Raw genomic sequence first — 23,659 nt, forward strand, 5'->3', positions numbered from 1 at the left:
GATGAAAACAAAAGTTTGTACACCTTAATCATCATACCCGCGCCGGGGTCTTTTTAATCAAATGCTTTTCCTCAGAAGAATAACAGCTGAAGGGAGATGCATTTATATTAAAAAAGATGAGAGAAAGGTAGTTTTCGAGCGGGCTCGTAAAGGTATAGAACAGAAGACGCATGAAATTATTCTCAGATTTAAAGAGTAATATTCAACATAGAAGGGCGTGTAATGGATGAATTCTTCATGGATTGAAATTAACGTAAAGGCTGTACGAAACAATATTCATCAAATTAAAAACCGGATGCCGGATAAATTTTTTGCAGGCATCGTTAAAAGCAATGCCTACGGCCATGGACTGGTGCCTATGGCCAAGTACATTGAAAACGAAGTTGATTATTTAGCGGTAGGGGTGGAGGAAGAAGGCGTTGAACTGCGAAACAACGGCGTGAAGGCTCCCATATTAATTTTAGGCCCTTATTTCAGTGCAGAAAGTGTAATCGATTACAATCTGACGCCAACCGTTGATACGATTGAAAAAATGAAAAAATTAGATGAAGCGGCAGAGAAGAAAAACGTGGGGGCATATCCCTTCCACTTAAAAATCAATATTTCTTTAAACCGTTTCGGTCTGGATGAAAAGGATTTAAACTCATTTCTGGAGGTTTACCAGGCATTAAAGTCAGTAAAAATGGAAGGCGTTTACTCTCATTTTGCCGCAAACAGGCATGCAGAAAAGATTATTTCCCAGAGTGACCGCTTAAAGCAGTGTATAGAAATCATAACAAAAATTTATCAAATCCATCCGGAGTATGTGCACATGGCTAACAGCGCGATAGCTGTTAAACATCCGAACCTTGGCTTTAATATGATACGTATTGGCAATGCCATGTTCGGGCAGGCGGCGAGCAGAAATGGTCTGCGTTTTGAAGAAACGTTTGAGCTGAAAACACCTCTTCTTGAAACGAGGGAAATTGAAGCAGGGAGCACAGCGGGCTACGGAGACACAAAGCCGTTGGATGAACCAATGACTGTTGGTCTTATTCCGCTCGGAGAAGCCCACGGCTTTAACTTTGCCCGTGAGAAACAGTCCGATACGTTAAAAAAGCTCGCCTTTAATATTCTGCGGGATGTGCGTTCCTATGTCCGTCCCCCGGCGAAAATATTCTGTGGAGAAGAACCGGTTTCGATAGTAGGGAAACCGAGTTCGCAGTTTTCACTGGTGGATGTGACAGGGAAATCAGTCAGCGAAGGAGATGCTTTAACGGCAAGAGTTTCGATCATGAATGTGCAGGAATCCATTGAACGGAAGTATATAGAATAACAGCAAAAAACGACCCGCAGCCTCCTTTGATTGGAGACCGCGGGCCGTTTTTTTATGAATTAATAAGCTGCTCAAGCACAGAAGCATTTTCCGCTAGTCCATCGGAAGGCCAGCTTCTTCCCTCGAGGAGGCCAAGGGAGAGCGATTGCATACCGGTAATGTAGTAGTTATCGGAGATCGTTTCACTGTAGGATTCTCCGTTTGCCAGTTCAATAGAGACTTTGCACGGTTGTTCTGTCGGCACAAACGCCTGGTGGGCCCGAAGCACACCTTTCGTTCCAACCACCTCGTATTCGTTTCGGAGGGCCGCATTCATACCGGAGTCGAAATGGGCCAGCCTGCCGTCCGGAAATGTAAGAATTCCTGCAGCTGCCCAGTCACTGCGTTCGTTTTCATGAAATGAATAAAAAGCTTTCGCGTGCTCCGGTTCCCCCATAACCTGACGAATGGCATGAATGCAGTAGCAGCCGACATCATACAGACTTCCACCCCCTTCAGCCTGCGAGTGAAGCCGAATATTGCCCTCGGTATGCTGCAGCGGGAAGGTAAACGATGAGCGCATCGTCACTACGTCTCCGATCGCATTACCTGCAAGCATTTTTTGTACAAGCTGGTGCTGAGGGTGGAACCGGTACATGAATGCTTCCATAAACTGAACGCCGTTTTCTTCGCAGGCTTTTTTTATTTCTCCGGCCTCTGCCTGAGTCAGTGCTGCCGGCTTTTCGCATAATACATGCTTCTGCTTTCTGGCAGCTTTGATGCTCCATTCCTTGTGGAGGTGATTGGGGAGAGGAATGTAGACCGCATCGATGTCCGGGTCTTCAAGCAGATCATCGTAGCTTTGATACACCTTAGGAATATCAAAAGCTTCGGCGAGTTCCCCGGCTTTGCCGCTGCTGCTTGCGATCGCATATGCTTCGGCATTTTCTGTATGCTGCAGTGCAGGCAGCACCTTTCTTCTGGCGATATCGGCTGTGCCTAAAATTCCCCATCGAATAGTTTTCATCAAAAGCCTCCTAATTAATTACAAAATGCAGTCTTGTGACCACATTGTACACTATTATGATAGAAGCTGCCTGTCATTCAGAACAAGCGGGTGTCCGAGCGGTTAAAATATTCCCTGCAATAGAAGAGCCACTGCCAGGAAAAAGCCGCACAGAACGGTACTTTTAATCGATGCCCCCATGAGCGGACCATAAGATTCAGAAGGGTTGGTATCTTCAAGGGCGGCATATGCCTTTGCGAGCGGCCACGCAGAAATAACGGCAATCAGAGCGTACCAGGGGAGCGCCCCGACGAAAATACCTAAGGGAATCGTAAGCATCGCAAGCAGGGTAAAGGCTTTCGAGAGAAGCAGTCCTTTCTTTTCCCCGAGTACGACGACGAGCGTATTTTTTCCGGAGTCACGATCAGCACGCCAATGAAGAAAATGATGATTGTAAAGCACCATAGTCGTTAATATGCCGATCGGCAGAGAGAGAAAAAAGGCCCGAACGTCGAAAAATCCCGTCTGCACGTAGTAGCTTCCCATCACGGGAAGCACCCCGAACGAAAGCAGGATGGCGACTTCGCCGTATCCCTTGCCCCGGTAACCGAATTTGAAGGGAGGGGCTACATAAAAATAAGCAAGCAGTCCGCCGGCGGCAGCCAGTATCAAAAGCGGCCACCCTTTGGCAATACTTAAAATGACACCACATAAAAGAGCGAGGGCGAAAAACATCCATGTAACAGACGCGAATGTTTTTTCAGAGACCCGGCCTCCTGTCAGCATGCCGGAATTGGTGGAAACGTCGTTTGCCGTATCCTGTGCCTTTGTATCAACACCGTTACGGTAGTCCCACAAATCGTTCACCATGTTGGAAAACAAGTGGGCGCTGAATGCCCCGATCAGTGTAATAATAAACCAAAGCGGCTCAAAGACCCCGTTCCATGCGAAAGCACCAAGTGCCCCTAACAGGACAGGCATTAGCATGACGGACAAAAAGCTTGCCCGAGCGGCCTCCAGCCAAAAAGAAATTGTTTGTTTCATAAGCAACGTCCTTTCCATATGAAATAAGCATAAAGAAATGAAATAAAACTGCTTATGAATTATATCAAAAAGAAAAGCCGAACACCTGATTAGTGTTTTAGGGACACGTGAACAGGTGTATGAAAGTAAAAAAGGATTATTAATTAAAAGCCTCTTCCACAAACGAGATCCACGCCTGGGCGGCCTGCGTCTGATAGCTTTGCTTCCGCCAGATGAGCGCCAGCCGCCAGTGCAGTAATTCATCGTCTACTGCCAGCACTGAAACATTGCTGGTATTTGCTTTATGAACAACTGTTTCGGGAAGGAGGGCGACTCCGAGGCCCGCCATGGCACTCTCAAATAAAAAGTCCCACTGGGAGCTTTCGTAAAGAATTTCGGGTTCAAAGCCGGCATGGATGCATGACTCCATGACCCGGTCGTACAGAGCAAATCCCTGTTGAAACATTAAAAAGGGTTCATGCTTTAAATCCTTCATTTGTATGCTTTCGCGCCCGGCAAGCGGATGATCCGCCGAAGTGACGGCAAGAATTTTCCGGTCGATGATCTGTCGGACCTCAAACTGTTCTTCATCGACTGGAAGAATGGCTACGCCCACATCAATATTTCCTTCGAGCAGGGACTGCTCCATAATTTTAGCTCCTTCTTCGACAATATGCATGCCGGCTTCCGGATAGGCTCTGCGGAAGTCGGCAATAATTTCGGGGAAAAAGCTGGAGCCAATGACGGGCGGGAGCCCGAACGTAAAGCTGCCTTTTTTATGCAGTTTAATTTCTTCTGCTTCCTGCCACAAATCCTCTGCGCTGCGGAGTACCTTCCGGGCATGCTGGCGGATAATTTCGCCTTCTTTTGTAACGAAAAGGTGACGGGTGGAGCGGTCGAGCAGACGGAGGCCGATTTCTTCTTCAAGCTGATGAATCGTTTTGCTTAAAGCAGGCTGTGAAATGTGAAGCTTCTCGCTGGCCCGGGAAAAGCTTAGCTCCTTGCAGACTTCGAGGAAAAAACGAAGCTGTTTGATATCCATGCGTCACCTCTTATTCCATTTAGTAATAAATTTATATTATTTATCTATTTTACTTATGAAAGCGCTATTAGTAAAGTGGAGTTACCAATTAAAGGACTGAAAGGGGTTTATACAATGACGAAGATACAGACATCTTTTGAAGAGAGCGTTGCCCGCATTCAGGACGGTGCTACGCTGATTGTCGGAGGGTTCGGCCTTTGCGGTATTCCGGAAAAAGCCATTCAGGCGCTGGCTGAAAAGGGAACGAAGAATTTAACAGTAGTCAGTAATAACTGCGGTGTCAACGACTGGGGGCTTGGACTGCTGCTGGAAAATAAACAGATTAATAAAATGGTGGCCTCCTACGTAGGAGAAAATAAAATTTTTGAAGAGCAGTACTTAAACGGGGAACTCGAGGTGGAACTTGTGCCTCAGGGAACGCTTGCAGAGCGTATCCGGGCAGGCGGCGCTGGTATTCCCGGCTTTTACACGCCGACCGGGGTAGGAACTCCGATCGCTGAAGGCAAAGAGCATAAGGTTATCGGCGGCAGGCAGTGCATTCTTGAAGAAGCTATTCAGGGGGATGCGGCTCTTGTAAAAGCATGGAAGGGCGATGCCTATGGAAACCTCATTTACCGGAAAACAGCCCGGAATTTTAATCCGCTGGCGGCAGCGGCAGGGAAATTCACTATCGCAGAGGTGGAAGAGCTGGTTGATGTCGGTGAACTAGATCCGGACTTTATCCATACGCCGAGCCTGTACGTTCAGCATCTGCTTGTCGGAGCATCGTATGAAAAACGTATCGAACGAAAAACGGTCCAGCAGGCATAAAAGGAGGAGGAAAAGAATGAGTAGTCAAAGAGAAAACATTATACAACGGGCAGTAAAGGAAATCGAAGACGGCACGATCGTAAATCTGGGCATCGGCATGCCGACCATGATTGCCAACTACATTCCGGCAGAGAAAAATATATTTCTTCACTCCGAAAATGGCCTGCTTGGCATCGGACCGTATCCGGAGGAGGAAGACGTGGATGCGGATCTGATTAATGCCGGGAAAGAAACCGTAACAGTCAAACAGGGAGGCTCTTTTTTTGATAACGCGGAATCCTTTGCTATGATCCGCGGCGGTCATATTGATCTCGCGATTCTCGGGGGCATGGAGGTTTCTGCGCAGGGAGATCTTGCGAACTGGATGATTCCGGGAAAAATGGTTAAAGGCATGGGTGGTGCCATGGATATCGTGCAGGGAGCGCAAAAAGTAGTTATCATCATGACTCATACGAACAAAGAAGGAGAATCAAAAATCCGAACAGAATGTGCTCTCCCGCTGACCGGCGAAAAAGTAGTGGATCGGTTGATTACAGATATGGCGGTTTTTGATTTTACGCCATCGGGCATGGTGCTGAGAGAAGTATTGAACGGAGCAGATATAAAAACAGTAGAGCAGTATACAGAAGCTTCTTTTACAATTGATGAAGCTCTGATAAACCGGGAGGGGAAACAATGAAGATGGAAGAGGTTCTGCTTGGAGGAGCGGTACGGACTCCGGTCGGCGGCTTTATGGGCAGCTTGAAGGATGTACCGGCTGTAAATCTGGGGGCGCTTGTAATTGAAGAAGCACTTGAGCGTGCCGGTGTCCCGAAGGAAGAAGTAGATGAAGTCATTATGGGAAATGTGCTGCAGGCAGGTCTTGGGCAGAACCCGGCAAGGACAGCCTCTTTAAAGGCCGGTCTTTCAGAAAATGTACCTGCTATGACCATTAACAAAGTGTGCGGATCCGGCTTGAAGGCCGTCCATCTGGCGGCTCAGGCCGTGCTGGCCGGCGATGCGGACATCGTCGTTGCCGGCGGGATGGAAAACATGAGTCAGGCTCCCTACCTGCAGATGAACGCGCGCAGCGGCTTTGGCATGGGAGACCAGAAGCTGGTGGACAGCATGCTCCACGACGGACTGATGTGTGCAGTGGAAAACTATCATATGGGTGTGACAGCCGAAAACATCAATCACGAGTACGGCTTTACACGTGAGGAACAGGATTCGTTCGCCGCAGCCAGTCAGCAGAAGGCAGTAGCAGCGAGAGATAATGGGTTGTTCAAAGAAGAAATCGTGGCCGTCCATGTGCCTCAGCGAAAAGGAGAGCCCTTAGAGATAGTGGAAGACGAACATATCCGAAGTGACACTACGGTGGAAAAGCTGAAAAAATTAAAGCCGGCGTTTCAAAAGGACGGAAGCGTGACCGCAGGTAACGCTTCCGGGATTAATGACGGGGCTGCAGCTGTTATTGTCATGAGTGAGAAGAAAGCGAAGGAGCTGGATATTACAGGGATGGCGCGTATTGCCGGCAACGCGAGTGCTGCCGTGGATCCGAGCGTGATGGGGCTGGGTCCGGTCCCGGCCATCCGAAAAGCTTTAGATAAAGCATCCACTTCAATGGAGGATATCGATCTGATCGAAGCAAACGAAGCGTTTGCTGCCCAGTCACTAGCTGTGCAAAGAGACTTGAATATCGATTCGGAGAAGCTGAACGTAAACGGGGGAGCAATCGCGTTAGGCCACCCGATTGGGGCAAGCGGCACAAGAATATTCGTGACCCTGCTTCATCAGATGAAGCGCCAGCAGGCGGATACAGGGTTGGCAGCTTTATGTATCGGAGGCGGCCAGGGCGTTGCTACCGTCGTGAAAAGAGTTTAAATAAAAACGTTAATATGAACAAATATAAAACATCTCCGGGCCGGCGCATACTGATCGGCTGCTGGGGATGTTTTTTCAGTAAAGGTTCCGGGACTATTGAAAAAATCCGCAGGACCGTTACCATTTAATCAGAAACGTCAACCGCGATAACGGGGTGGAAAAAATGAAAAATTTAGAAGGGCTGGAGCATATTTACGACATATTATTTGGCAGTCTGCACCATTGTGTCGTCATTGTCGATGAGCAGGGAGTCATCACGTATATGAATAAATGCTACTATGATTTTCTCGGCACAAGTAGCGCAATAGCGATCGGACGCCATGTAACTGAGGTGATTGAAAATACACGCATGCATATCGTAGCTGCTTCGGGAGAAGCAGAGAAAGCAAACATGCAGTACATTAGAGGTAATTATATGATTGCCGACCGCGTACCTTTATATGATGATAGCCGTATTATTGGAGCGCTGGGACTGGTCATGTTCCGGGACAGAAAAGAATGGGCGGAGATGAATCAGCATATTAAAACATTAATGCTGGAACTCGAGTCGTATCAAAAGCAGGTAGAGCAGCTGAATGGCACATCTTATTCCCTGCACGATGCGATCAGTGTGTCCCCGGAGATGGAGGAAGTAAAAAGAAACGTGCGTAAGGTAGCTTCAAGCGACGTCTCCGTACTTTTGCGCGGGGAGACGGGGACCGGTAAAGAATTATTTGCCCAGGGCCTGCACAAGCTGAGCGAAAGAAGCACGAAGCCTTTTGTGAAAGTGAATTGTGCTGCCATACCGGGTGATCTGCTTGAGTCTGAGCTGTTTGGCTATGAGGAAGGAGCCTTTACCGGCGCGAAAAAAGGAGGAAAGCCGGGAAAATTCCAGCTGGCTGACCAGGGGACAATTTTTCTGGACGAGATAGGGGATATGCCGCTGAATACCCAGGTGAAAATTCTTCGTGTGCTTCAGGAGGGAGAGCTTGAGCCGCTTGGTGCACAAGGGCCACGGCAGGTGGACGTGCGGGTGGTTGCTGCAACCAATCAGCCGCTCGAACAGCTGATAGAAAGGCAGCAGTTCCGGGAGGATTTGTACTACCGGATTAATGTTATTTCAATTACGGTGCCTGCTCTGCGTGACCGTCCGGAGGATATTCCTCTGCTCAGCAAACTTATGCTCCAAAAAGTTACGGAAAGACTGGGCAAACGAATTACGGCGTTCGATCAGCAGGTGCTTGACCGCTTTTTGGATTACTCTTGGCCGGGGAATGTACGGGAACTCGAAAATACGGTTGAGGCAGCCGTGCATCTTGCAGAAGGAGAAACAATTCATCTGAGTGATCTTCCTGCACGCATGACGGAGGAGGGGCAGGCGAACCGGAAAAGCGGAATAAAACCGTTGAAACAAGTAATTGCTAAAGCAGAAAAGGAAGCGGTAAAGCAGGCGCTGAAGGAAGCGGAGGGTGATAAGCGTATAGCCTGCGATCTGCTCGGAGTAGGGAAGTCCAATCTCTACAATAAAATCATGAAATACAGTCTGGAATAACAGCGGGTTTTTCCATGTTTGCGGAAACCATTCCATTGTTTTGGAATGGTTTTTATTTTTTAAGCCTGGTTTCGTGAAAGAATACATTAGCGGCGGGAATTCGAAGCAAGAAGCATTCAAATAAATGTTGGCATGGTTTTTGCAAATATATAGACAGTAAACGGATTTGGAACAGAATTCGTTTTTGTAAGCGGTTACTAAAAATTTAATCAGGAGTGATACAAATGGTTCAAGGTAGAGTGGTATTTATTACAGGTGCAGCAAGCGGCATAGGGCTTGCAATCGGAAAAGCATTTGCCCGGCAGCATGCGAAGGTAGTACTGACAGATATAGATAAAAACAAAGTACAGAGTGCTGCCAGTGAGATCAAAGATGAAGGCTTCACCTGTATTGGACTGGTCTGTGATGTTACCAATGAAGATGCGGTGGACAAGGCTTTTGCGGAAACGCTGCGAGAGTTCGGCCGGGTGGATATTCTCATTAACAACGCCGGCATGCAATACGTAGCAAAGCTTGAGGATTTTCCAACCGAAACATTTGAAAAAATGACCAAAATTATGCTGACAGCGCCTTTTTCCATGATGAAAAAAGCGGTTCCTATTATGAAAGAACAAAAGCACGGCCGAATTATTAATATGTCCTCGATCAACGGCGTAATCGGGTTTGCCGGAAAAGCGGGATACAACAGCGCAAAGCACGGGCTGATCGGGCTTACAAAAGTAGCAGCTTTAGAGGGAGCGGAGCATGGCATCACGGTAAATGCCCTCTGTCCGGGCTACGTCGACACACCGCTCGTCCGTAATCAGCTGGAGGATCTGGCGGCAGACCGGGGCGTTACGCTGGAAAAAGCCCTGGAGGAGGTTATCTATCCGCTCGTACCGCAGAAGCGTCTGCTCGATCCACAGGAAGTAGCAGACTATGCCTTATTTTTAGCCGGAGACCAGGCGAAAAGCGTAACCGGACAGAGCGTGTTAATTGATGGAGGTTATACGGCGCAGTAGTCTGCGTTTGTTTAAGATAGAAAAGGAGGTAAAATAATGCTTGGAATATTGTTAGGCTTAATTACATTAATGGTTCTCGCCTACTTAGGCTGGTCCATCATCTGGGTAGCTCCGGTGGCAGCAGGTATAGTAGCACTTACCGGAGGGCTCGATCTGCTTGATGCGTATACGGGTACATACATGAGCGGTTTCGTCGATTTCGCGCAAAGCTGGTTTCCGGTATTTATGCTTGGCGCCGTCTTCGGAAAACTAATGGAAGACACCGGGATGGCACGCTCTGTCGCTGTAGCGCTGACAAAGCTCATTGGGAGGAATAGGGCGATTTTAGGCGTCCTGGTTGCTTCTGCGGTACTTACTTACGGCGGTGTCAGCTTGTTTGTGGTTATTTTCGCTGTGTATCCGCTCGCTCTTTCCTTATTCAGGGAAGCAGATATCAGCCGCCGGCTGCTGCCGCCGACCGTCGCTTTGGGGGCATTTACATTTACGATGACAGCACTCCCGGGCACGCCGCAGATTCAAAATCTGATTCCGATCGAATACTTTCGTACAAGTGCTGCTGCCGCGCCGTTAATGGGCATTATCGCAGCTCTGGTGATGGCGGTGGGAGGCTATCTCTATTTACGGTGGCGCGAAAAACAGATGACGGCTAAAGGAGAGCGTTTCACTGAACCTAAGGACAAAAGCATGATGGAAAAAGAAGAGAAGGCACCACCGTTCATGCTGTCGATACTTCCGCTGATCACAGTGCTCTTAACACTGAATCTTCTCGGATGGGACATTGTGGTGGCGCTTCTGACAGGTATAGTACTTATTATGCTTCTCAATCTGACTAAATTTAAAAAGTTTGTGCCTGCTGTTAACGGCGGAGCGAGCGGCTCCGTGCTTGCCATTATTAATACGAGTGCTGCTGTTGGTTTTGGCAGTGTAGTAAGGGAAGTGCCGGGGTTTGACCAGTTAACCTCATTACTGATGGGGGTGCGCGGAAATCCATTAATTTCCGAAGCTGTAGCAGTTAACATTCTCGCCGGATCGACAGGATCCGCGTCTGGAGGAATGGGGATTGCACTCGAAGCACTGGGGGAAGAATACTATCAGATAGCGATGAATACAGGGATCGACCCTGAAGCATTTCACCGTATCGCTTCACTTTCTTCAGGTGGACTCGACGCCCTTCCACATAATGGGGCGGTCCTGACTCTTTTAACAATTACAGGTATGAGCCATAAAGACAGCTATAAGGACATTTTTGTTGTCGCTGTGTTGATTCCGATCATCTCCGTGATTGTCGTTATTCTGCTGAACACGCTTGGTATTTTATAAATAAAGAGAAAAGAAAGGGCGTCCTGTAAATATTACAGGACGCCCTTTCCTTTAATATGAAAATCTAAGCATTGTATATAAATTTGCAAACGTTTGCCCTTTTTATTTTATTTGCTATTGCATTTTATATCTAACACAAATATAATAAGATTAAATTTGAAAGCGATTTCATAAAAACGTTTATGCAAACGTTTGCTTTCATAACTAAAGTAGGGGGAAATGACATGAAGAAAAGACTTAGATGGCTGGCGATTCCTTTCTTAAGCGGAGCAGTTATACTCACAGGATGTGCACCCGACAGAGATGGAGGTGCTGAAGAAAGCGGTGGCAGTTCGGGAAATGAAGAGCCGGATAAACCAGAAAGCTTAAAAATTTGGGCAAATGATGATGACCGGCAGGTAAACGCATATAAAGAAATTACAGAAAACTTCACTGAAGAAACAGGTATTGAAGTTGAAATAGCGCGCCAGGACTTTGATGGACAAACAGAAAAAATTTCTCTGGATGGTCCGGCAGGTAATGGTCCTGATTTATTCTTCCAGCCACATGACCGGATTGGCGATATTCAGCTTCAGGGACTTGCCTCTCCGCTAGATGCAGATGATGAAAGGCTGGGGGAATACCAGGAAGAAGCTGTCCAGGCCATGACATATGACGGAGAGCTTTATGGAATCCCTTCGGTAACAGAAACTTATGCGTTACTGTACAATAAAGAAATTTTGGAGGAGCCTCCGGAGACTCTGGATGAGCTTGAAGAGGCAGCCGAGGAACATACGGATGCAGGCAATGATGAGTACGGGTTTCTTATGGAAGCAGCCAATTTTTATTTCACCTACCCGTTTGTAACAGCTTATGGTGGATATGTTTTTGAGCAAAATGAAGACGGAACCTATAATACGGAAGATATTGGACTTGCCACTGATGGAGCTGTAGAGGGCGGAGAAATGATTGGTTCGTGGTACGAAGAAGGTTATATTCCTCAAGGAATAACTGCAGATGTTATGAATGGTTTGTTTGAAAGCGGGGATGTTGGAGCAGTAGTCAGCGGACCGTGGGCGCTGCGGGGTTATGAAGAAGCAATTGGTGAGGAAAACCTGGGTGTAGCAACTCTGCCAACGACAGAAGACGGCGAAGAACTAACTTCGTTCTCGGGAGTAAAGGGATGGATGGTCTCTAATTTCGTCGAAGATGACCGTAAGTATTGGGCGGAAGAACTGGCATTATTTATGACCAATGAAGAAAGCTCAAAAACATATTTTGAAACCGCTGGAGAAGTTCCGGCGAATACAGCGGTCGTGGAGTCAGATCTCATTCAGGAAGACGAATATTTTGCAGGATTTGCTGAACAGACCAGACATGCAGAGCCGATGCCAAACGTGCCGGAAATGACGCAGGTATGGGACCCAATGGCAGACGCGCATGAATACATCGCAGAAGGAGCTGCCGCAAAAGAAGTGCTTGAAGAAGCTGAAGGCGAAATAGAGCAGGAGATTGAACTGCAGGAATAACTATAGGCTTTCAAATGATGGCGCGGGCTTTTGAACATTTCTGATAGCCCGCGTTCAATATTTACACAGGGGGGTTCTTATGCAAAATGAAAGGGCACTTTCACATAATAATAAACAGTCCCGGCACAGTGTACGTCTCGCTGTACTTTTAAGTATCATCCCTGGGGCAGGGCAATGGTATAACAGGAGATGGATTAAAGGAACAATTCTCTTTTTGATGGCGGCCGCATTCATTATCTCTTTTTTTCAGTTCATTAGTGTAGGCCTTTGGGGTTTGCGCACACTTGGTACTATTCCTGGGCTTGATGATTCCCGGGCATTAATTATTCAAGGAATACTATCATTATTTCTAATAGTGGTTGGAGCAGGATTTTACATTTTTAACCTCGTAGATGCCCGTCAGGACGCTGTCAAGATTTCTGAAGGCTGGGTCCTTCCCTCGGTAAAGGAAGCATTTAAAAACTGGTGGGACGCTATTTTTCCGTATGCGCTTATAACGCCTGGCTTTTTACTGCTTATATTTGTCGTCGTTTTTCCACTGCTCTTTATGATATTACTCGCTTTTACTAATTACGACCGGTACAATGCACCGCCCGGAAATCTGCTGGAATGGGTAGGGTTTGAAAACTTTCTCAACATTATCAATGTACCTATTTGGCGGGAAACTTTTATATCTGTACTTTCCTGGACACTCGTATGGACATTTGTTGCTACTACACTTCAAATTATATTGGCCCTTGTTCTCGCTGTTTTCGTAAACGATGAAAGAATAAAAGGAAAAAAGTTGATCCGAACGGTATTTATCCTTCCGTGGGCAGTACCAGCTTTTGTAACAATCCTTATATTCGCAGCGCTGTTTAATGATAATTTTGGCGCCATCAATCAGGGAATTATGGAACCATTATTTGGGCAGAGTGTGCCATGGCTTACAGATCCTCTATGGTCGCGTACAGCTCTTATTATGATTCAGGTATGGCTTGGTTTTCCATTTGTATTCGCTTTATTTACCGGAGTTCTGCAAAGTGTGTCTAAAGAGTGGTACGAAGCAGCAGATGTCGACGGCGGATCAAAGCTTCAAAAATTTCAATTTATCACCCTGCCTCACGTATTATTTGCTACGGCACCTCTTCTGATCATGCAGTATTCGTTTAATTTTAATAATTTTAATATCATTTACTTATTCAATGAAGGCGGCCCGGCAGTGAGGGGACAAAATGCCGGAGGAACAGATATATTAATTTCCTGGGTTTATGAACTTACTTTCCAGAATAATATGTTTAACATGGCGGCTGCCATATCACTAATTATGGGTCTGATGATTGCAGCATTTGCTATTCTTCAATTCAGGCGCACAAAATCATTCCAGGAAGAGGGGGAGAGGTAATGTCGGCACGTATGAAATCCCGTTTGGAAGTAACTGGAATTTATGCAGTGATAGCTGTAATGTTTATCATTATTTTTTATCCGCTGCTTTGGACATTTGGATTGTCTTTAAACGAAGGCACTAACCTGTATTCTTCGAGCATTATTCCAAAGAACCTTTCGTTCGAACATTACATTTGGCTTTTTACGGATCCCGCAAGTAATTATGTAACGTGGTATAAAAACACGCTTATCGTTGCGGCTACGGTTTCTATTGTAGCTACATTTTTTGTAGCTTTGACTGCATATTCATTTTCAAGGTATCGTTTCCGGGGAAGAAAGTACGGTATATACACATTTTTAATTCTGCAAATGTTTCCTGTTCTGATGGGCATGGTGGCTTTATACATTTTATTGAATACGGTGGGGCTGCTGGATTCACTTTTAGGACTAATTTTGATATATTTAGGCGGAGCGATACCGATGAATGCATTCCTTGTAAAAGGATATTTTGATACAATTCCTAAAGAATTGGATGAATCAGCAAGAATTGATGGTGCAGGACACTTTTCCGTATTGTTTAAAATTATGCTCCCACTTGCAAAACCTATACTCGCTGTAGTGGCATTATTTAATTTCATGACGCCATTTATGGATTTTCTGCTGCCAAGCATTATACTAAGAAGTGAAGAAAATTTTACGCTGGCGCTTGGTTTATTTAATTTTGTTAACGACCAATTTTCAAATAATTTCACTCGCTTTGCAGCTGGTTCTGTTTTAATTGCAGTACCAATTGCAACGGTTTATTTACTTTTACAGCGGTGGTTAATTTCAGGGCTCACCTCTGGAGCGACAAAAGGGTAAACCATGAGAGCTGGCAGGAAAGAGGGACCCCTAGTGGCTGTAACGATAAAAGATGTGGCAAAACGTGCGAATGTAGCGGCGTCTACGGTATCGCGGGTCATTGCTAACAGCTCTAAAATTAGCCCCGGCACAGCACGCAGGGTTCGTGAAGCAATCACAGAGCTTGACTATAATCCGAATTACCATGCCAGGAGCTTAGTTAAAAATACAACGAACACTATAGGTATTGTTATGCCGAGGTCGGCCCAGTCGACATTTCAAAACCCCTTCTTTCCAGAAGTGATCAGAGGGATTACATCTGAAATACATGACAAGGATATAGGGTTATATTTATCTACTGGGCAGACGGAGGATGAAATTTACAATGAAGTGGTGAAAATGGTGGTGGAAAGCCGGGTAGACGGTATAATTCTTTTGTATTCTCAAGAGAACGACCGCATCATGCCTTTTCTATTAGAAAAAGATTTCCCCTTTGTATTAATTGGACGTCCTTCTGAACAGTTAAATCAAATATCCTACGTTAATAATGATAATGTGAAAGCAGGCGCAATGCTTACAGAATACCTGCTGCTCCTTAATCACACAAAAATTGGCTTTATCGGCGGAAATGAAAATTCGATGGTAACGAAAGATCACTTAGAAGGATATGCAAATGCCCTGGAAAAGCGGGCGATTCCGTTTCGGGAAGAATATGTTGTATACCGGGAAGAAATCAAAGAGGGCGGACAGGAAGCGGCTATCGAATTAATGTCACTTGCGAATCCGCCGACTGCAATAATTGCTGCAGACGATATGATGGCTTTTGGGGTACTGCGAATGATTCAGGACATGAACAAAAAGGTGCCGGACGACGTTTCCATTGTCAGCTTTAATAATTTTATGCTTTCCGAGCTATCCACTCCGCCCCTTACTACGGTGGATATTCACATATTCGATTTAGGGGCGCGGGCAGCAGAGAGCTTAGTGAATTTAATGCATTCAAGCAACAAAGATATTCAGCATACCATTGTGCCTCATCACCTCGTTAAACGAGACTCATGCACCGTGTGGAATTAAAGAAAAATTTTTGCCGGGTCTTCAGCTGTACAGGTAAATAACGTGTGACAAGCCTGCTTGCCGCTGATGCATAAACGGTTAAATAAGCATAAAACCCCTCTGTATTCTGAACAGAGGGGTTTTTTCTGCTGGAAATTAATAATTACTTATTCATCGTATTGCCTTCCGGCGGGATAGGGTGTTCCTGAAAGAACGAAGCCAGGTGCCATGTGTTGTAGGCAAGCATCTCTACGTGTTTTTTTGTGAATGCATTCTTTCGTCCGTCGCCGTCCATATAAGAAGGGCCAGGGCCGGCTTCTCCGACCCAGTAAGCATCCACATGTGGCGGAATAACAAAACCAATATGGGAGAGGGCGTACAATACAGCGGCTGACGCGTGCTTTGCTCCGTCTTCGTTTCCCGTAACGACAACACCGCCCACTTTGTTGTAGTAGATGGCCTGGCCGACAGCGTTGGTATCACCGCTGCTGCCGTAGAGCCGCTCAATGGCCAGTGTGGCCAGGCTGCTTTTTTCCCCGAGCCAGAGTGGTGTTCCGATTATTAGGATATTCGCTTGTCGCACTTGTTCAAAGATCAGCGGCCATTCGTCGCCGTTCCCCATATCGCCGCTGATACCATAGGGAATATAATAATTAGCAAGACGAATGGTTTTTGTTTCCACACCTTTACTTTTTAAAATATCGAGCACTTCATTCGAAAGAGCTTCTGTATGAGACGGCTCCGGGGAGGCTTTCAGAGAAGCGTTGAGCACCAGTGCGTATAGATGGCTCATGAAACATCTCTCCTTATTATTCATCGCGTGGATGAAAATATAATGTAACGCACGACTCGGTCGGGGTGATAATGAAACGAGCGCTCAGCTTTGAGAGGAAAGAAATGAAGGGAGGAGAGTTTCTGGCGATAGGGAAAAACCAGGGTTTTCACTTCCGAAAATTTCAAAAGCACAGAGTGATTAACCAAAAGGCCTTTGATCCATTAATGCAGCCCTGGCGTACATAATATTGTATGCATATGAAGCGGCAAATGAATACTGCCTGGGAGAAAGTTATATATCTTATACCCGTTACATAAGAAAAAATCCGTCCGGGCCGTGTTATTGCCATGGCCGGACGGATTTTATATTTGTGGATTTGTTTTAAAAAAATCAGTTTTCGATTAAAGGCAGGAGCGTGGTGTAGTGATAATCCGGAGGCAGCTGCAGCTCTTCGGTTGGCTGCTCATTTCGATTGATCCAGGCTGTGGTGAAGCCAAATGCTTTAGCGCCGCTTATGTCCCAGCCATTACTCGATAGAAAGGTAATTTCATGACGAGGCGCTCCGGTGGTATCTAAAATGAGCTGATACGATGCCGGGGAAGGCTTAAATTGTTTGATATCGTCTACACTGAGGACGTAATCGAGGTAGTCGTTTAACCCGGCCTGTTCAAGCAACGGCTCGAGCATGTCTCTTGACCCGTTACTGAACACGATCAGGGTGGCAGACTGCTCTTTAAGCTTCTGCAGAACATGCATGCTTTCTTCAAAGAGCGATAAATGATTGTAGGCCTTCATCAGTTCTTGTTCGGTTTCCTCTGTCCATTCGGCGTGATGGGCAGCTAAAGAAAACCGCAGCGCATCTTTAGTAACAGAAGAAAAGGGCACGTATTTTCCCATTGCCTGACGGAGAAAGGAATACTGGACCTGCTTTTGTCTCCAAAGCTGGCCGATGCTTTCCCCCTTACCGGAAAAATGCTCCTCGCAGGTGGCGTCGACCGATTGAATATTAAACAGAGTTCCATAAACATCAAAGGCAAAAATGGAGTTTGCAGACATCGAAAAGCTCCTTTTTAAATTTATATTTTCGGAGTACACATAGTTAAAAGGCGGGTGGCCATGTTACAGCCCAAATGAAGTCATGCCGCCGTCAATGTAAATGTTCTGACCGTTGACATAGCTCGACCCGGGAGCAGCCAGATACAGGACAGAGGTTTTGAGCTCGTCGAGACGACCAGTACGCTGGATCGGGGTGCGCTGTTCCACGGAGTGACGAAAATCGTCGTCTTCAAGGGATTCGGCATTAAAATCTGTTTTAAAGAACCATGGGCTGATCGCGTTAACCGTAATGCCGTACGGGGCAAGCTCACCCGACAATTGTTTGGTAAATTGGACAAGGCCTGCCTTACTCGGGCCATAGACAGAACTGAAGAACAAGCTTACGCCGCCGGCCACCGAAGCCGTATTCACAATGCGGCCGTAATTGGCTTTTTTCATGTGGGGAACAACGGCCTGGGTCATGAGAAACGCAGACTTCATGTTCGTATTGAACACATGCTCCCAGTCCTCTTCACTTATATCCTCTACCTTGCCATAAGCGGCGGTGCCGGCATTATTAACAAGCACGTCGATCCGGCCGAAGTCCTCCATGATACGCGATACAGTCTGCGAAACCTGCTCTTTGTCCGTCACGTCACAGGTGAGAGGAGTTACTTCTGCATTCGTTTCGCTCCTGATTTCGTCAGCTGCTTCTTCAATTTTACTTTGAGTGCGGCCGAGAATAACCACGTGGGCTTCTGCTCCGGCGAGTGTTTCGGCCATAGTTTTTCCAATGCCGCTGCCGCCGCCGGTAACTACGGCAACCTGTTGGGCCAGAGAAAATAAGTTCATAGACATACTATCGATCCTTTCATTTTTTGTTCTAAAGAAAATACAGAAAGAGAAAACAGGAATACCCTCTCCGGATACCCCTGTTTCTATTCATTCAATCTATGGGTTTTTACGCTTCGGACCAGACCACCGGCATGTCAACGATTTCAGCCTTATAACTTTAAGGCTTGTCAGTAGAAAGTCCGAGCCACCGTTTTACTGGCTCCCGGAAATAATACGTGATGCCGATTAATAATAAAAATAAAGCCGCAGCAATGATGAATATTAAAATATTGCCTGAAGCAATACTGGCACCTAGAAAGCTGTAGGCAAATGTTCCAGGAATCATCCCCAGAACGGTGGCAAGAATAAATGAAGAGAAACGGACCCTGGCGATTCCACCTGCGTAGCTGAGTAAGTCAAAGCTCACAATAGGAATGAGGCGCAGGACAAAAATGTATAAAAATCCGCGCTTTTCCATTTGATTGAACAGCTTTTCCGACCAGGAGAAGCTGTCCATTTTTAATACTGAGCGGCCAAACAGCCGGGCCATAATATAGCCTGTGGAGGCGGCCCCTGTAGCCCCGATAATGATATAAAGAACACCGGGCCAGACACCAAAGGCAAGACCTGCTCCAAGCGACAGTACAGAGGTGGGAAAGAAGACAAACGGGCCGATAGTGTAAATAATGAAGAAAATCACCGGTCCCCACCACCCAAACGACAATACGAAGTCACGGATATCGGGCGGACGGATCTCCAGATGAAAATGGGTGAAGTAAGAAACAGTGCCGAATGCTAATAAAATCAAAGCAATTTTCAGCCAGCGCGGAAGTGGGAGCACAATTCTTCATCCCTTTCGAAACATAGACGTACTGAGTGTTATTCGTTATTAATGCATTTATATCGTTAGTAAGCGGGAAACACTATTGTCGGAACAATGTATCACGGTGGAAAGTAATTATTCAAAGCATACGTACCGCGATGTAAGGAAGCTTACACGCCATATAAAAATAAAGCGACTCACAGAACAGAAATGAAAATAAATGCAGCTTCGAAATAACGGTTGCAGCGATACGGGGGATGCTGTAACTGCTGGAAAAAAAGCGTCTGCACATGGTGGAAAGCAGAGCCTTATTCTTGAAGCATTGAAGGTGGAAGCCGAAACGAAGAAACAGAAAAAGCCATGGCTTCCGCAGCCGTGGCTTTTGTACAGAGAATATGTGTAAACACTGGCACTGATTTATAACTATCTGCCGGTAAAATAAAAAGAAGCAAAAGATATCTGCTGTGTATATGGTTGAATACGACCCTGAGCGCCAGCGGGACACATGGGCGGCGGCTTCCCAAACTGGTAATTTGTGCAGCCGGATATTTTAATTAGATCCAAACGGCCCGTGGGGATTATGGGAGTAGGAGCTGTTCTGATTCTTGTCATCCCGGGAGAGACTTTGTTTGGCTTCGTCTTTCGTTTTCTGCACTTCCTGTACAGCTTCCTTACCTTCCTTTTGCACAGTATCCTCAATCTCTTCACTGGCTTCTTTAGCGGTGTCGGCGATTGTCTTCGATTCCTGCTGAATCTGTTGAAGCTGCCAAATGAGATCTCTGCCGTATTTTTCATAAATCGTATGCAGCTGAACACCTGTCGTTTTAAAGAGCTCGAGGGAACGCTGGAATCTGTTTTTTACTTCTTCCGTATCAATGCTTTCACCGGCTTCTTTTTCTTGGCTGGATGACCTCACTGTAAGCCAGGCAATGCCGCTTCCAACAATGACTGTAGACAAAATCGCAAGCGGAATGACGTTCTGTTTAGACGTATTCGTCATTGGTACCTCCTTTTAACTGTAGGTGATTTGGATAACTAATCTGGTGATAAATAAATAAGGAAGAGAAAAAGATCTCTTCCTTATCGGTGAAATTTATAAAATAAAATGTGATGCTTACTTTTTGTCCATGTCCGGAAGGGTGTTGTGCATATAGTCAGGGGCTGGTTTCAGCTCCGGCTTGCCACCATGGGCCTTTGGCTCGGATATATACTCAAAGGACTGGCCGTCCGGTGCTTTATCTTTCAGCCAGTTGAGGTTCGCGCTTTGCTCCCCTTCCGAGAAATTCATCAGCTGATGGGAAAACTCGGTTGCTTCCCATTGGGCCGGTACGGTGGATGGTGCCGTAAAGCCTTCTTTCTGCTCGAGCTCTTTAATAGCTGCCGCCCACTGGTTCTGGTGCATCGTGTCCCGGGCGAGTAAGAAGGAAAGCATCTGGCGGACACCTTTGTCTTCGGTCATTTCATACAGGCGGGCCACCTGGAGGCGTCCCTGCGATTCCGCGTTAAGGTTAGCGCGGAAATCACTAAGCACATTGCCGCTCGCAATAATATAGCCGGCGTTCCAAGGGACACCGTTGCTGTCTTTAGGCACAGCGCCAAGTCCGGAAACGATCGCATGCTGCGGGTTCATGTCGCCCATAATGGATTCGACAATGGGATTTTTCGCTGCTTCTTCCTGTTCTTCCACAGGCGCGTCATCAAGCAGCTGGGCGATCATGGTCGCGATCATTTCGATATGGCCGAATTCTTCCGTGCCGGTATCCATCAACAAATCCTTATACTGCTCGTTGCCGCGGGTGTTCCAGCCCTGGAACATGTACTGCATCGCTACCGAGATTTCTCCGAACTGGCCGCCGAGAATCTCCTGCAGCTTTTTGGCAAAGACAGGATCCGGACGATCTGGTTTCGCGTGAAATTGCAGCTCTTTACGGTGAAAAAACATAAATGAATAACCCCTTTTTGTAGTAAATAGTTAGTTGGTCTAATTAAATGTGTATCGTCCGATTTATGAATAAAACAACATACCGCCCTGGCGCCTGGTGGTTGGCCCTCCTTTCCAAAATCATAAAAAAAGAGCCAGAAAAAGGAGGTCTCTCCCTTCTCTGGCTCATAACTCAGCTTTTTATCTGGTTATTCCCGCCATGCAATATGTTGTACTGCTTATGCTATAGCCAATAATCAAAAGGTTTAAACGTAGATGCTCTATTTATTTTAAAAAGCCTGCAGAATTTTTAGAATGGCGAAGATTTTAATAAGCCAGGGGGAAGTATGCTAATATAGACCTGCTGTTAATGTAAGTGATCCAATTAAAGAAGTCGGAGAAAGGAGGGGGAAAATGAAGCTTGATACATTTACCCTGGGGCAGATATTCGAAACAGATGCCTACAGAGTAACGAAGGAGGATATCCTTCGGTTCGCGCGTGAATTTGACCCACAGTATATGCATATAGATGAAGAGAAAGCTGCAGCAGGAAGATTCAACGGTATTATTGCTTCGGGCATTCATACGATCAGCATCACGTTCAAGCTCTGGGTGGAAACAGGGATGTACGGAGAAGAGGTCGTTGCAGGTACGGAGATGAATCATATTAAATTTATGAAGCCGGTGTACCCGGGCGACGAACTGCGGGCTTATGCTGAAGTGACGAAGATAGAAGCAAAAAGAGAAACGGAAGGTATACTTACAGTGATGCTCAGAACATACAATCAAAAGAATATAAAGGTATTTGAAAGCGAATTGTCGGCCCTGATCAAACGTTAATTTCGTATAGAAAAGCCAGCCCGTCATCATAATGGGCTGGCTTTTACGTATTTGCTATGAACCGCCGCCTTCGGCAAATTCACGAAGCCGCTTCAAGTGGATCGGGGCGTCCATCTGGTCATCAACGTTCATTTCAATAAAATGAAGTGTATCCTTCTGATCGGTCCGTGTGACAGCCTCCTCGAAGTCAGCAGAGGTGGAGACGCTTATCGTTTCAGCATCCGGGTAAAAGCTTTTCACAAGCTGCACGTAGTCCCAGCGCGGAATGTCATTGTAGCGGGCGTGTGTATTTTCTGTATTCAAATAACGTTCTACGGTGTAGCCGTCATTGTTTAAAAAGAAAATCACCGGCTTAAGATTCTGCTCGGCCATCGCGCTCAGCTCCTGAGCGGTCAGCTGGAACGAGCCGTCCCCGATAAATAAAAGCACGCGCCGCTCCGGAGCGGCAAGCTGGGCACCGAAAGCTGCCGGCAGGGCGTACCCGATGCTCTGCCACGATCCCTGGGAAATAAACAGCGTATTCTCAGGCAGACGTACATGCGGCAGACCGTAGGAAAAGGTGCCGGTTTCAACAACAACAATATCCTCGGGCCGCAGCATTTTTTGAATAACTGGATAGTACGTTTCCGCCAGCAGTCGTTCAGAATAATGTTCGGAAGGAAAATCGTAGAAGGACGGAAAATACCCTGGTTTTTCAAATGTACGGCACTCCATGAATGTGAGGGCATCAATCACTTCTTCGACTGCGGTATTGTAACGGGCTTTGTTCTGAACGGAAATGTGTTGCGGCTGAATGTCAATCCGCTTCTCCACTGGGAGATCGGCGGTGAATTTCGCCATGTTAAAGTCGGATTGAAGCAGGCCGGCAGTAATAATTAGATCGGCGCTTTCTACGTAATCACGCACCTGCTGGCTGCCAAAGGCACCGCCGTATATGCCGATGTACAGCGGGTGCTGCTCATTAAATCCGCTTTTTCCCTGCATCATCTGGGCTGTTGGAATATTTAAGTGCTCCGCCAGCTGTAAAATCATGTTCTCCATATGGTAGCGGGACGTAAAAATATCCACAAGCAGCACGGCGTTTTCTGCGTGATCGATCGTTTCCTTCATCAGCTGGGCGGTCTCCTGCACGACCAGCTCATCGCTTGTATAAGAGAGCTCCTGCTGCACTCCCGGCATTTCAATGGAAGTGGCTGCCACGTCCTGAGGGACGTCAATATAGACTGGCTTTCGTTCACGGACAGCGGAAGCGATAGCTTTCGGGATTTCTGCGGTGGCGTTTTCAGCAGTGATTTTCACTGCGTAGCACGTGATTTCCTGGTGCATACGCAGAAAAGCCGAGTAGTCGCCGTCCATCAGGGTATGATGGGCTTTAACACCATTTTCCTGCATGGAAGAGGCAGGGGATCCGACAATTTGAATTAAAGGGATATGTTCACTGTAGGCGCCGGCGACAGCGTTGGAAGCGCTCAATTCCCCAACGCCAAATGTGGTGATTAGGGCACTGAGCCCTTTTACGTGCGCATACCCATCAGCGGCGTAGCCGGCATTCAACTCATTCCGGTTATCGACAAAACGTATGCCGCTGTAAGTTTCGAGTTCATCCAGCAGAGCGAAATTATAGTCGCCCGGTACGCCGAATATTTCTGTAACGCCTTCTTTTTCAAGGCAGTCGTATAAAAAGGAACTGACTGTTTGTTTTGCTGCCATAATGTACCTCCTGAACTGGATAATAGTAGCCTGTTCCCGTATCAGCGGGAATTTAGACATAA

Annotated in this window: 23 protein-coding genes; 13 read left to right on the forward strand and 10 right to left on the reverse strand. The window is 46.6% G+C overall.

All coding sequences use genetic code 11. The annotated features are described in order from the left end of the window. The first annotated feature begins 226 nt into the window (after window positions 1–226). Window positions 227–1,315 carry an alanine racemase gene (gene alr, locus ACTRXH_RS00895; protein WP_474279559.1) on the forward strand — a complete coding sequence of 363 codons (1,089 nt, stop codon included), beginning with the start codon at window positions 227–229 and terminating at the stop codon, window positions 1,313–1,315. 52 nt (window positions 1,316–1,367) lie between these two features. On the opposite strand, the gene ACTRXH_RS00900 is transcribed toward alr, so the two are convergent. The 3 genes from ACTRXH_RS00900 to ACTRXH_RS00910 all read right to left on the reverse strand — a co-directional run bounded on the left by ACTRXH_RS00900 (window position 1,368) and on the right by ACTRXH_RS00910 (window position 4,365). Beyond that, the gene (locus tag ACTRXH_RS00900; protein WP_474280087.1) at window positions 1,368–2,321 is read right to left on the reverse strand and encodes a Gfo/Idh/MocA family protein; all 954 of its coding nucleotides are present in this window, start codon (window positions 2,319–2,321) and stop codon (window positions 1,368–1,370) included. A 102-nt stretch (window positions 2,322–2,423) separates the two neighbouring features. Next, complete coding sequence (locus tag ACTRXH_RS00905; protein WP_474279555.1) at window positions 2,424–3,344, reverse strand: UbiA family prenyltransferase; 921 nt, start codon at window positions 3,342–3,344, stop codon at window positions 2,424–2,426. A 139-nt stretch (window positions 3,345–3,483) separates the two neighbouring features. Beyond that, on the reverse strand, window positions 3,484–4,365 hold the full coding sequence (locus ACTRXH_RS00910) for a LysR family transcriptional regulator (RefSeq protein WP_474280089.1): 882 nt from the start codon (window positions 4,363–4,365) through the stop codon (window positions 3,484–3,486). A gap of 114 nt (window positions 4,366–4,479) precedes the next feature. Between ACTRXH_RS00910 and ACTRXH_RS00915 the strand changes: the two genes are divergently transcribed. From ACTRXH_RS00915 to ACTRXH_RS00960, 10 genes are all read left to right on the forward strand, one after another. Then, on the forward strand, window positions 4,480–5,175 hold the full coding sequence (locus ACTRXH_RS00915; protein WP_474262745.1) for a CoA transferase subunit A: 696 nt from the start codon (window positions 4,480–4,482) through the stop codon (window positions 5,173–5,175). Window positions 5,176–5,191: 16 nt separating this feature from the next. After that, window positions 5,192–5,854: a 3-oxoacid CoA-transferase subunit B gene (locus ACTRXH_RS00920; protein ID WP_474280091.1), complete on the forward strand. Its 663-nt coding sequence runs from the start codon at window positions 5,192–5,194 to the stop codon at window positions 5,852–5,854. After that, the gene (locus ACTRXH_RS00925; protein ID WP_474280093.1) at window positions 5,851–7,038 is read left to right on the forward strand and encodes an acetyl-CoA C-acetyltransferase; all 1,188 of its coding nucleotides are present in this window, start codon (window positions 5,851–5,853) and stop codon (window positions 7,036–7,038) included. The genes ACTRXH_RS00920 and ACTRXH_RS00925 overlap by 4 nt, the downstream gene beginning before the upstream one ends. Before the next feature lie 163 nt (window positions 7,039–7,201). Continuing rightward, window positions 7,202–8,569, forward strand: a complete 1,368-nt coding sequence (locus ACTRXH_RS00930) for a sigma-54 interaction domain-containing protein (RefSeq protein ID WP_474280095.1) — start codon at window positions 7,202–7,204, stop codon at window positions 8,567–8,569. Between the two features lie 224 nt (window positions 8,570–8,793). Further along, window positions 8,794–9,570, forward strand: coding sequence for a 3-hydroxybutyrate dehydrogenase (locus ACTRXH_RS00935; RefSeq protein WP_474262736.1), 777 nt, complete (start codon window positions 8,794–8,796; stop codon window positions 9,568–9,570). A 36-nt stretch (window positions 9,571–9,606) separates the two neighbouring features. Next, the gene (locus tag ACTRXH_RS00940; protein ID WP_474262734.1) at window positions 9,607–10,890 is read left to right on the forward strand and encodes a GntP family permease; all 1,284 of its coding nucleotides are present in this window, start codon (window positions 9,607–9,609) and stop codon (window positions 10,888–10,890) included. A 224-nt stretch (window positions 10,891–11,114) separates the two neighbouring features. After that, the gene (locus ACTRXH_RS00945; RefSeq protein WP_474279551.1) at window positions 11,115–12,398 is read left to right on the forward strand and encodes an extracellular solute-binding protein; all 1,284 of its coding nucleotides are present in this window, start codon (window positions 11,115–11,117) and stop codon (window positions 12,396–12,398) included. A 79-nt stretch (window positions 12,399–12,477) separates the two neighbouring features. Further along, a complete protein-coding gene (locus ACTRXH_RS00950) occupies window positions 12,478–13,782 on the forward strand; it encodes a sugar ABC transporter permease (protein ID WP_474280097.1) in 1,305 nt (434 codons plus the stop codon). Further along, on the forward strand, window positions 13,782–14,624 hold the full coding sequence (locus tag ACTRXH_RS00955) for a sugar ABC transporter permease (RefSeq protein ID WP_091614322.1): 843 nt from the start codon (window positions 13,782–13,784) through the stop codon (window positions 14,622–14,624). The genes ACTRXH_RS00950 and ACTRXH_RS00955 overlap by 1 nt, the downstream gene beginning before the upstream one ends. Before the next feature lie 33 nt (window positions 14,625–14,657). After that, window positions 14,658–15,680 (forward strand): LacI family DNA-binding transcriptional regulator, encoded by a 1,023-nt coding sequence (locus tag ACTRXH_RS00960; RefSeq protein WP_474280099.1) that lies wholly within the window; start codon window positions 14,658–14,660, stop codon window positions 15,678–15,680. Window positions 15,681–15,822: 142 nt separating this feature from the next. On the opposite strand, the gene ACTRXH_RS00965 is transcribed toward ACTRXH_RS00960, so the two are convergent. The 4 genes from ACTRXH_RS00965 to ACTRXH_RS00980 form a co-directional block, all read right to left on the reverse strand. Further along, the gene (locus ACTRXH_RS00965; protein ID WP_474280101.1) at window positions 15,823–16,452 is read right to left on the reverse strand and encodes a flavodoxin family protein; all 630 of its coding nucleotides are present in this window, start codon (window positions 16,450–16,452) and stop codon (window positions 15,823–15,825) included. A gap of 372 nt (window positions 16,453–16,824) precedes the next feature. Next, a complete protein-coding gene (locus tag ACTRXH_RS00970; protein WP_474280103.1) occupies window positions 16,825–17,490 on the reverse strand; it encodes a haloacid dehalogenase type II in 666 nt (221 codons plus the stop codon). Between the two features lie 63 nt (window positions 17,491–17,553). Beyond that, the gene (locus ACTRXH_RS00975) at window positions 17,554–18,327 is read right to left on the reverse strand and encodes an SDR family NAD(P)-dependent oxidoreductase (protein WP_474280105.1); all 774 of its coding nucleotides are present in this window, start codon (window positions 18,325–18,327) and stop codon (window positions 17,554–17,556) included. A 154-nt stretch (window positions 18,328–18,481) separates the two neighbouring features. Next, a complete protein-coding gene (locus ACTRXH_RS00980) occupies window positions 18,482–19,144 on the reverse strand; it encodes a TVP38/TMEM64 family protein (RefSeq protein ID WP_474262719.1) in 663 nt (220 codons plus the stop codon). Between the two features lie 202 nt (window positions 19,145–19,346). On the opposite strand from ACTRXH_RS00980, the gene ACTRXH_RS00985 reads away from it, so the two are divergent. Further along, window positions 19,347–19,529, forward strand: coding sequence for a hypothetical protein (locus ACTRXH_RS00985; protein WP_474280107.1), 183 nt, complete (start codon window positions 19,347–19,349; stop codon window positions 19,527–19,529). 147 nt (window positions 19,530–19,676) lie between these two features. Here the strand turns inward: ACTRXH_RS00985 and ACTRXH_RS00990 are convergent, their stop codons facing one another. Then, entirely contained in the window at window positions 19,677–20,126 is a 450-nt protein-coding gene (locus ACTRXH_RS00990; protein WP_474280109.1) for a hypothetical protein, read from the reverse strand. A gap of 114 nt (window positions 20,127–20,240) precedes the next feature. Beyond that, window positions 20,241–21,068, reverse strand: coding sequence for a manganese catalase (locus tag ACTRXH_RS00995; protein ID WP_322527202.1), 828 nt, complete (start codon window positions 21,066–21,068; stop codon window positions 20,241–20,243). 393 nt (window positions 21,069–21,461) lie between these two features. Here ACTRXH_RS00995 and ACTRXH_RS01000 point away from each other — a divergent pair, with 393 nt between their 5' ends. Further along, window positions 21,462–21,887, forward strand: a complete 426-nt coding sequence (locus ACTRXH_RS01000) for a MaoC family dehydratase (protein WP_474262714.1) — start codon at window positions 21,462–21,464, stop codon at window positions 21,885–21,887. A gap of 54 nt (window positions 21,888–21,941) precedes the next feature. Here the strand turns inward: ACTRXH_RS01000 and ACTRXH_RS01005 are convergent, their stop codons facing one another. Beyond that, window positions 21,942–23,597: an alpha-keto acid decarboxylase family protein gene (locus tag ACTRXH_RS01005; protein WP_474280111.1), complete on the reverse strand. Its 1,656-nt coding sequence runs from the start codon at window positions 23,595–23,597 to the stop codon at window positions 21,942–21,944. Between the last annotated feature and the right edge of the window lie 62 nt (window positions 23,598–23,659).

The organism is Marinococcus sp. LNHM5E3-2.1, assembly GCF_056034365.1.